The following is a 3,104-nucleotide window of genomic DNA, read 5'->3' as shown; positions in this document are numbered from 1 at the left end:
CTGAAGAACTCCGAACGGCGTGCGGAACACGCCATCCAGCGCAAGCTCGACGCCATTGCCGCCGCCCTGCTGGAGATCCAGCGGCAAGAACCGGGGCGTCTCCGACCTGTTGAAACGGTGTACGAAGCGCTCGTGCATATCGTTCAGTTCACTCGCCCCACAACCTGACATCAGCAAGGTCCCCACCCATCACCACACCAACCACCGACCTGGTCAGCAGTCACAGCAAGCACCGTTGCAGTACTAACGGCCTTGGGTAAAAGGGAGCCCCTTGAACGTGTAGCGCGGGCAGGGCTCGCCACTGGTCGTCGGCAACGGGTCCTGCAAGGCCGCCTCGCCTGTGGACGCGTTCCTCAAGTCCGGCCGGGACCACAGCGCGCCACGTTCCGCCGCTCCGGTCGGGCCAGCGAATCCGGAGTGGGTTGCCACTGGTGGGACGCGGGTCTGTGTGCGTCTCAGATGGTGAAGACGTCGATGGGGACGATGGGGCTCTGGCCGCCCGGGGTGGTGACTCGGATGTCGTAGGTGCCTGCGACGAGGCTGGGGGGGACGAGGGCGGTGATCCGAGAGGTGGAGATGTTGGTGAAGGCGGCCTGGGTCGCCGTGCCGCCGCCGGTCGGGGTGAACGTCACTTCGGTGGCGTCCGGCAGACAGGTGCCGACAATGGTGACGGTCGAGCCGGTCGACGCGGCCGTGGGCGACAGGCCCGTGATGTCCGGGGCGTCGTAGTAGGTGTACTGACAGGAGGCGCCCTCGGGGTAGGTGGTGCCGCCGACGGTGGTGATGGTGACATCCACCGTGTCCGTGCAGGCGGCGCCGAAGGGGCCGTGTGGGGGCGTGGTGACGTTGAGCGAGGTGTCGGAGACGATGACCAGTCCGGTACCGGGGCCGGCTGCGCCGAAAAGCACCCCGGTGGCGGTCGACAGGCCGCTGCCGAAGATGGTGAGGAGTCTGGGGGCGGCTGGTCCGACGTTGAAGCTCAGCGCCCGGCAGATCGGGGCGGCGATGTAGAAGAACGGGAGGGCGTTGCTCGTGATGCCTGACGCGGTCACGCTGACATCGATCTGACCGGCGGGCAGTACCGGGGTGAGGACGGTGACGGTGGAGGCGCTGACGGTGGCCGGGGGGAACGACTTGGCACCGAAGTTCACCCTGCTGGTGCCCGTCAGTCCCTGGCCGGTGAGGGTCAGTGTCTGCCCGTCGTGGCCCTGGATGGGGCTGAGTGAGATGAGGCTGGGGCCGACTGCCATGACGTCTCCTTGGATGTACGGTGAGCCGTCACATCAACCGCCGCGCACTCGGACAGGCGCACGGGTTGATGGATCCGCGTCCTCCGCCAACGCCACTCGCGATGCCGCGCCCGGATGAGCCGGCAGGCGAGTCGGCAGCCGGTTTTCCAGCGGGAGAGGGGGCAGCCCACCTGTGCGAATGGGTTCAGTAAGCCCCAGGGGTGATCCGCACACAATAGTCCTGGACATCCGGTCATCCATACAGAGCAGCGCGCATGCGATCGCCGCGTCGTGGCGTACCACCAGCGAACTGCCGCTCCGCTCCCGCGCTCTTGTGGACAGGGCACCTCCTCCGGAGCGAAGTCGTCCCACATACATGTGGCTTCACTTGGCGAGTCGGCGACGGCCAATGAGGGCTGCGGCCAGCCTCCTCGTTCCAGTTCGGTGGGCTGAGCTGGTTGACTGCGGTGGGGCGGTGGTTTGTGGGTGGCAGGGCATGCGGCCGGGGCCCGGTACTCGGGTCGGGGGCTCCGGGGGCCTCGGGTCGCGGGTGGGCAGAGGCAGTGTCGCGGCTCAGGTGGGCGGCCTCGGCAGGGCCGCGAGGCGGGCGAAAGTGTTCGCCAGCTCATGTCGCAGGGCCGACTGGCGGCGATCCGCAGGTGGAGATGGCGGCCTGCGCGGGTGATGCGGGCGGCTGCGTGCAGCAGCCGGTAGCCGGGCTTCCCTGGCTCGGCGGAGGCCAACTCGCCTTCCAGCAACAGGGCCTGGGCCCGGGTGAGCAGATCAACGGCGGTCCGGGAGGGCTCCAGCCAGGCGGTGTTGAGCGCGAACCGGCGGGAGGGGGAGCGGCCGATGCCGGTGGTCTTCTTGCCGCAGCCGCAGCAGCGCCTCGACCGTGGCCGCGAGGACCTGGCCGACGACGAACGCGGCCCCGCCGAAGTCGCGGAGTCGGAACGCATCGCGCACCTGCTCGCCGCTGTCGGCGGGGCGTACGCCCCGGAGGCTGGCGTCGTCGTCCAGGAGGAGCTCGCCGCCGACCGGCGCCGGGAGGAGGCCAAGCGGGCAGAGCGCGACGAGCAGCAGCGTGTGGTCTACCACGCGGATGAACTGGGACGGCTGGGCGGCGCCGGGCGTCTCAATGCCGCAGTGGCGAGCCAGGCTCGGGACGAAGCCGCCCGCGATCTCCTGGACGCTCGCGGCGACTACCGCGTCCAGGCCGTCGACGGCTGGCTCGCGCAGGCCTTCGCCGACCGCTCCGGCCACTACGCCGGTCCGGCCGCCCGCACGGCCATCGTCACCTTGCTGCCCGTCCCGGTAAGCGCCTGTGCCGCGCCGCTCGCCGCTAGGCCAGTCCCGGTGAAGGACGGCACGGCGTGAACGCGGCGGACAACGTGGTGGTGGCCACCTGGAGCAGGCACAGCGAGATCGGCCACCACTACGAGGACCTGAGGGCCGACGGCCAGACGATCACCTGCTGAGGATCACGCCCCCGACCGGCCCGAACACCCTGCCCCCGGCCCACGCCAACCAAGTGACCAGCAACTTCCAGTGGGGAACGGCTCATGGGGATTCGTCAGGCGTAGTTGAACCGCACCGGGTTGCTGGTGCCGGCGGGGGTGGTGACGGTGACGGGCACAGTGCCGTTTCCGGGCGGGACGACAGCGAGGATGACGTTGTCGGACAGGACGGTGAAGTCTTCCGCCGAGTGGCCACCGAAGGCGACCCTCGTCGCACGGTTGACCTTGCAGCCGAAGATGACGACAGTGTCGCCGGTGCGGGCGCTCTGCGGCGTCACCGCCACGAGCCTGGGTGGCAGGGACGTGCTATAGGTGAAGGACACGCCGTTGCTCGTACCGCCGGGCGTGGTGACCGTCA

The 3,104-nt window shown here is 69.5% G+C and carries 3 protein-coding genes; 1 reads left to right on the top strand and 2 read right to left on the bottom strand.

Annotation, left to right across the window (positions count from 1 at the left end):
* Nucleotides 1-455: 455 nt before the first annotated feature.
* Complete coding sequence (locus ACZ6CL_RS42805; protein WP_468946969.1) at nucleotides 456-1,250, bottom strand: IPT/TIG domain-containing protein; 795 nt, start codon at nucleotides 1,248-1,250, stop codon at nucleotides 456-458.
* 831 nt (nucleotides 1,251-2,081) lie between these two features.
* Here ACZ6CL_RS42805 and ACZ6CL_RS42800 point away from each other — a divergent pair.
* Nucleotides 2,082-2,606, top strand: a complete 525-nt coding sequence (locus ACZ6CL_RS42800; protein WP_468946967.1) for a hypothetical protein — start codon at nucleotides 2,082-2,084, stop codon at nucleotides 2,604-2,606.
* Nucleotides 2,607-2,802: 196 nt separating this feature from the next.
* Here the strand turns inward: ACZ6CL_RS42800 and ACZ6CL_RS42795 are convergent.
* The coding region (locus ACZ6CL_RS42795) for an IPT/TIG domain-containing protein (protein WP_468946964.1) at nucleotides 2,803-3,104 on the bottom strand (302 nt) is incomplete at its 5' end.

The organism is Streptomyces sp. NPDC041200, assembly GCF_055591805.1.
Note: the sequence above shows the minus strand (reverse complement) of the source record. Positions and strands in the feature narration are given on the sequence as shown.

Coding starts and splice junctions, on each gene's coding strand:
- ACZ6CL_RS42805 (WP_468946969.1), bottom strand. CDS start 1,250: ATGGCAGTCGGCCCCAGCCTCATCTCACTCAGCCCCATCCAGGGCCAC.
- ACZ6CL_RS42800 (WP_468946967.1), top strand. CDS start 2,082: ATGCCGGTGGTCTTCTTGCCGCAGCCGCAGCAGCGCCTCGACCGTGGC.